Below are 6158 nucleotides of genomic sequence, written 5' to 3' on the forward strand. Positions count from 1 at the left end.
GGTGTGCGGTTCCGGCGGTGGGAGGGACGGGCTCACGCCTCGAAGCGGTAGCCCATCCCCGGCTCGGTGATGAGGTAGCGGGGGTGGGAGGGGTCCTTCTCCAGTTTGCGGCGGAGCTGGGCCATGTAGACGCGCAGGTAGTTGCTCTTGTTGCCCTGGGTCACCCCCCACACCTCCTGGAGCAGTTCCTTCTGCGTGACGAGGCGGCCGGGACTGGTGATCAGGATTTCCAGCACGTTCCATTCGGTTGGTGTGAGACGTACGTCGTGCCCCTGTCTGGTGGCCTTCTTGGCCACCAGGTCGACGATGAAGTCGTCCGTCTCGACCAGCGTCATCCCGGGCGCGATCGGGGCGGTCTCCGTGCGGCGGACGGCGGCGCGCAGCCGGGCCAGCAGCTCGTCCATGCTGAACGGTTTGGTGAGGTAGTCGTCGGCGCCCGCGTCCAGCGCCGCCACCTTCTCCTCGGAGGCGCTCCGCGCCGACAGCACCAGGATGGGGACGCGGGTCCAGCCGCGCAGGGCTCTGATGACGTCGACGCCGTCCATGTCGGGCAGGCCGAGGTCGAGCAGGACCACGTCGGGCTGGCGCGCCGCCGCCAGCCGCAGGGCCGTGGTCCCGTCGGGGGCCGCGTCGACGCCGTAGTGGCGGGCCTGCATGTTGATGACGAGCGCGCGTACGAGCTGGGGGTCGTCCTCCACGACCAGCACCCGGGTCATCGGTGTGCGCCTTCCTGTCGTGCACGGGCCGGATCGGTCCGCGGGGCTTCAGGGCGGTGGGGGCCGGCGGATCCGAGGTGCCCCGGCCGCCGGCCCCGCGAGGTGCGGTTCGAACCCGTCAGCTCCTCGCCACGAGTTCCTTGAGCGCGATGTTGAGTTCGAGGACGTTCACCCGGGGCTCGCCCATGAAGCCGAGGGTGCGGCCCTCGGTGTGCTCGTCCACCAGCTTCTGGACCTGGGCCACGGACAGGCCGTTCCTCTCGGCGACCCGGTGGACCTGGAGGTCGGCGTACTCGGGCGAGATGTCCGGGTCCAGGCCGGAGCCGGAGGAGGTGAGCGCGTCGGCGGGCACGTCGGACGGCTTCACCGTGTAGCCGGGCACGGAGTTGTCCTTGATGACGGCGGCCTTGGCGTCCTTCACCCACTGGATGAGCTCTTCGTTGTCCGCGGAGCGGTTGGTGGCACCGGACAGGATGAGCTTGTACTGGGTGTTGACGTTGTTGGTGCCGAGGCCGTTCTGCGGGCGGCCCTGGAACCACTTCAGGTCGGACTCGGGGGTCTCCTGGCCCTTCTTCAGCGGCAGGTCGTACGCCTGGCCGATGAGGGACGAGCCGACGACCTTGCCGTCCGCCTCGATCTCCGAGCCGTTCGCCTTGTCGTTGAACAGTGCCTGGGCGATGCCGGTGACGACCAGCGGGTAGATGACGCCGGTCACCAGGGTCAGCACGAGCAGGGCGCGCAGGGCCGCCCCGAGGAGCCGGGCGGTGTTCGTGAGGGAGTTGTTCATGGCCTTCAGCCGATCCCGGGGATGAGGGAGATGAGGAGGTCGATGAGCTTGATGCCGATGAAGGGGGCGATCAGGCCGCCGATGCCGTAGACCGCGAGGTTGCGGCGGAGCATCTTGTCGGCACTGACCGGCCGGTACTGCACGCCCTTCAGGGAGAGCGGCACGAGGGCGATGATGATCAGCGCGTTGAAGATGACCGCGGAGAGGATCGCGGAGTCCGGCGAGGACAGGCCCATGATGTTGAGCTTGTCCAGCCCCGGGTACACCGCCGCGAAGAGCGCCGGGATGATCGCGAAGTACTTCGCGACGTCGTTGGCGATGGAGAACGTCGTCAACGCGCCCCGCGTGATCAGCAGCTGCTTGCCGATCTCGACGATCTCGATCAGTTTGGTCGGATTGGAGTCGAGGTCGACCATGTTGCCGGCTTCCTTGGCGGCCGAGGTGCCGGTGTTCATCGCCACGCCCACGTCCGCCTGGGCCAGCGCGGGCGCGTCGTTGGTGCCGTCGCCGGTCATCGCGACCAGCTTGCCCCCCGCCTGCTCCCGCTTGATCAGCGCCATCTTGTCCTCGGGCGTCGCCTCGGCGAGGAAGTCGTCGACGCCCGCCTCCTCGGCGATCGCCTTGGCGGTCAGCGGGTTGTCACCCGTGATCATGACCGTCTTGATGCCCATGCGGCGCAGTTCCTCGAACCGCTCCCGCATGCCGTCCTTGACGACATCCTTGAGGTGGATCACGCCCAGGATCCGGGCGCCCCGGTCGTCCTCCACGGCGACCAGCAGCGGCGTGCCACCCGCCTCGGAGATCTTGTTGGCGATCTCGTCGGCGTCGTCGGTGACCGAGCCGCCCTGCTCCTGGGCCCAGGCGATGACCGAACCGGCGGCCCCCTTACGGATCTTCCTGCCGTCCACGTTCACGCCTGACATGCGGGTCTGGGCGGTGAAGGCGATCCACTCGGCGCCGGCCAGCTCGCCCTGGTGGCGTTCGCGCAGCCCGTACTTCTCCTTCGCCAGTACGACGATGGAGCGGCCCTCGGGTGTCTCGTCGGCCAGCGACGACAGCTGGGCGGCGTCCGCGACCTCCGCCTCCGTCGTCCCGCGCACCGGCACGAACTCCGACGCCTGGCGGTTGCCGAGCGTGATGGTGCCGGTCTTGTCGAGCAGCAGCGTGGAGACGTCACCGGCGGCCTCGACCGCACGACCGGACATCGCGAGGACATTGCGCTGCACGAGCCGGTCCATGCCCGCGATACCGATCGCCGACAGCAGCGCGCCGATCGTGGTCGGGATCAGGCAGACAAGGAGGGCCACCAGGACGACCATCGTCAGGTGCGTGCCCGCGTAGTCCGCGAGGGGCGGCAGCGTGGCGCAGGCGAGCAGGAAGATGATCGTGAGGGACGCGAGCAGGATGTTGAGCGCGATCTCGTTGGGGGTCTTCTGCCGTGCGGCGCCTTCGACCAGGTTGATCATCCGGTCGATGAAGGTCTCGCCGGGCTTCGTCGTGATCTTGATGACGACGCGGTCGGAGAGGACCTTGGTCCCACCGGTGACCGCCGAGCGGTCGCCGCCGGACTCACGGATGACCGGGGCCGACTCACCGGTGATGGCGGACTCGTCGACCGAGGCGACACCCTCGACGACGTCACCATCACCCGGGATGATGTCTCCGGCCTCGCAGACCACCAGGTCACCGATCTTCAGCTCGGTGCCGGCCACCCGCTCCTCGGCACCACCCTTGAGGAGTCGGCGAGCGACCGTATCGGTCTTGGCCTTGCGCAGGGTGTCGGCCTGCGCCTTGCCGCGGCCCTCGGCGACGGCCTCCGCCAGGTTGGCGAAGATCACGGTCAGCCAAAGCCAGGCGCTGATGGTCCAGCCGAACCAGTCGCCCGGGTCCTTGAAGGAGAAGACCGTGGTCAGGACGGACCCGACCAGCACTACGAACATCACAGGAGACTTGATCATCACCCGCGGGTCGAGCTTGCGCAAGGCGTCCGGCAGCGACTTGACCAGCTGCTTCGGGTCGAAGAGCCCGGCGCCGACACGGCCTTCCTTGTGACCGGTCGGGACATCCTGATGGGGAGCCCGGGTGGGAGTGGCAGCGGTGGACATGCTGTCCTCTTGCTTCCTGGTGTTGGTGGTCATGCCGCCAGTCCTTCCGCCAGCGGACCCAAGGCGAGGGCCGGGAAGTAGGTCAGACCGGTGATGATCAGGATCGCGCCCACCAGCAGGCCGGTGAACAGCGGCTTCTCGGTGCGCAGGGTGCCCGCGGTGGCCGGGATCGGCTTCTGCTCAGCGAGGGACCCGGCCAGGGCGAGGACGAACACCATCGGCAGGAACCGGCCGAGCAGCATCGCGAGCCCGATCGTGGTGTTGAACCACTGCGTGTCGGCGTTCAGGCCGGCGAAGGCCGAGCCGTTGTTGTTGGCGCCCGAGGTGTAGGCGTACAGGATCTCGGAGAACCCGTGCGCCCCGCTGTTGGTCATCGAGTTGCCCGGGGTCGGCAGCGCCATCGCGGCGGCGGTGAAGACGAGCACCAGCGCCGGGGTGATGAGGATGTAGCAGGCCGCGAGCTTGATCTCGCGGGTGCCGATCTTCTTGCCCAGGTACTCGGGCGTACGGCCGACCATCAGACCGGCGATGAACACCGCGATGATCGCCATGATCAGCATGCCGTAGAGGCCGGAGCCCACACCGCCGGGCGCGATCTCGCCTAGCTGCATGCCGAGCAGCTGGATGCCGCCGCCGAAGCCGGTGAAGGAGGAGTGGAAGGAGTTGACCGCACCGGTGGAGGTTAGGGTCGTGGAGACCGCCCAGATCGACGAGGTGCTGATGCCGAAGCGGACCTCCTTGCCCTCCATGGCGCCGCCGGCGATGTCGAAGGCGGGGCCCGGGTGGGCGAACTCGGTCCACATCATCAGAGAGACGAAGCCGAGCCAGATCACGCCCATCGTGCCGAGGATCGCGTAACCCTGCTTCAACGAGCCGACCATGCGGCCGAAGGTGCGGGTCAGCGAGAACGGGATGACCAGGATCAGGAAGATCTCGAAGAGGTTGGAGAACGGGGTGGGGTTCTCGAACGGGTGGGCGCTGTTGGCGTTGAAGATGCCGCCGCCGTTGGTGCCCACCTCCTTGATGGCCTCCGTGGAGGCCACCGCGCCGCCGTTCCACTGCTGCGAGCCACCCATGAACTGCCCGACCTCGTGGATGCCGGAGAAGTTCTGGATCGCGCCGCACGCCACCAGGACGATCGCGGCGATCACCGAGATGGGCAGCAGGATGCGGGTCACACCACGCACCATGTCCGACCAGAAGTTGCCCAGCTCACCGGAGCGCGAGCGAGCGAAGCCCCGTACGAGCGCCACGGCGACAGCCATGCCCACGGCCGCGGAGACGAAGTTCTGCACTGCCAGGCCACCGACCTGCACGACATGGCCTATGGCCTGCTCGCCGTAGTACGACTGCCAGTTGGTGTTGGACACGAAGGACGCGGCGGTGTTGAACGCCTGGTCCGGGTCGATGGAGGCGAAGCCCAGGGAGCCCGGCAGCACGCCCTGGAGCCGCTGCAGCAGGTAGAGGAAGAGGACTCCGGCGGCGGAGAAGGCCAGCACACCACGCAGGTACGCAGGCCAGCGCATCTCCGTGCTGGGGTTGGCACCGATGCCCTTGTAGATCCACTTCTCCACCCGCCAGTGCTTGTCGGAGGAGTAGACCTTGGCCATATAGTCACCGAGGGGACGGTAGGCGAGTGCCAGTGCCGCGATCAGCGCGAGCAGCTGGAGCACGCCAGCAAGTACGGGACCCATATCTGCTCTCAGAACCTCTCGGGAAAGATCAAGGCGAGGACGAGATAGCCCAGCAGGGTGACGGCCACGATCAGGCCGACGACGTTCTCGGCGGTCACAGCTTCGTCACCCCCTTGGCGACGAGAGCCACCAGCGCGAACACCGCGATCGTGGTGACGACGAAGGCCACGTCGGCCATCGCGAACTCCTAGATGAGGTTCGGAAGTACATCGGACGAGTAGAGGAAAGCGCCTCTCTGGCCGGATTCGGCCGCCGTTGACGGGTCCCTTACGGCGGCCGGGACATCTTTGACGCATCTTTGACGCCGCCCCCTTCACCCTGCGGAAAAGGGCGACGGCCCGCACTGCGAGGTGCGGGCCGTGCGGGTGAACGCCGTCAGGACAGGCAGAACCTCAGCCGGCAGATCACCGCCTGCGTGGCCCGTGGCACCGCACGGGCCACCACGGCCCACCCCTGCTGGTTCGGCAGCAGCCGCTGCCACAGCCGCTCCGACTCCACCTCGGGAACGAGAACAACGATGCGGGTCCCGGGCTCGGCGGCGGCCTTTCGCGGACGTACGCGGCGATCGGCCGCCCCAGGGACCGGTGCCGTATCCCATGCATCGGCCCCGCAGGTATGAGGAGGCGCAGGTTCCACTGCTGCTCCTGCGGGGCCGGTGCATGGCACACATACCCTGCGACGCGCCCGATACGCCCGATCCATCCCTGCCGCGTGGGTGGGCTGCGCTTTCGTGCACGACGTGGGGCCCGACCGTCCCCGGGCGGGCCCCACGTCACTCTCCACCGCCGGGCGTGCTCGACACCGCGGGCAGGCGTCTACCAACGGTTCCAGCGGCCCGTGCGGCCTGCGCCGTCCG

At 68.1% G+C, this 6158-nt stretch carries 5 protein-coding genes and 1 pseudogene; all 6 read right to left on the reverse strand.

The genetic code is table 11. From position 1 onward, the window contains the following. Positions 1-32: 32 nt before the first annotated feature. A complete protein-coding gene (locus ABZX30_RS21535; RefSeq protein WP_355935606.1) occupies positions 33-716 on the reverse strand; it encodes a response regulator transcription factor in 684 nt (227 codons plus the stop codon). 118 nt (positions 717-834) lie between these two features. Then, positions 835-1503 (reverse strand): potassium-transporting ATPase subunit C, encoded by a 669-nt coding sequence (locus ABZX30_RS21540; protein ID WP_355935608.1) that lies wholly within the window; start codon positions 1501-1503, stop codon positions 835-837. 5 nt (positions 1504-1508) lie between these two features. Continuing rightward, on the reverse strand, positions 1509-3641 hold the full coding sequence (gene kdpB / locus ABZX30_RS21545) for a potassium-transporting ATPase subunit KdpB (RefSeq protein ID WP_355935610.1): 2133 nt from the start codon (positions 3639-3641) through the stop codon (positions 1509-1511). Next, positions 3638-5302, reverse strand: coding sequence for a potassium-transporting ATPase subunit KdpA (gene kdpA, locus ABZX30_RS21550; protein WP_355935612.1), 1665 nt, complete (start codon positions 5300-5302; stop codon positions 3638-3640). Before kdpA ends, kdpB begins: the two co-directional genes overlap by 4 nt. Positions 5303-5310: 8 nt before the next feature. Continuing rightward, complete coding sequence (kdpF, locus tag ABZX30_RS21555; protein ID WP_037651592.1) at positions 5311-5400, reverse strand: K(+)-transporting ATPase subunit F; 90 nt, start codon at positions 5398-5400, stop codon at positions 5311-5313. 277 nt (positions 5401-5677) lie between these two features. After that, positions 5678-5886, reverse strand: a pseudogene (locus ABZX30_RS21560) (amino acid permease); the annotation flags it as partial. Positions 5887-6158 lie beyond the last annotated feature (272 nt).

This window comes from Streptomyces sp. NPDC004542 (assembly GCF_040610035.1).
GTDB lineage: Bacteria > Actinomycetota > Actinomycetes > Streptomycetales > Streptomycetaceae > Streptomyces.

Excerpts from the sequence above, each read along its gene's own strand:
- ABZX30_RS21535 (WP_355935606.1), bottom strand. The coding sequence starts at position 716 with ATGACCCGGGTGCTGGTCGTGGAGGACGACCCCCAGCTCGTACGCGCG.
- kdpA (WP_355935612.1), bottom strand. The coding sequence starts at position 5,302 with ATGGGTCCCGTACTTGCTGGCGTGCTCCAGCTGCTCGCGCTGATCGCG.
- ABZX30_RS21540 (WP_355935608.1), bottom strand. The coding sequence starts at position 1,503 with ATGAACAACTCCCTCACGAACACCGCCCGGCTCCTCGGGGCGGCCCTG.
- kdpB (WP_355935610.1), bottom strand. The coding sequence starts at position 3,641 with ATGACCACCAACACCAGGAAGCAAGAGGACAGCATGTCCACCGCTGCC.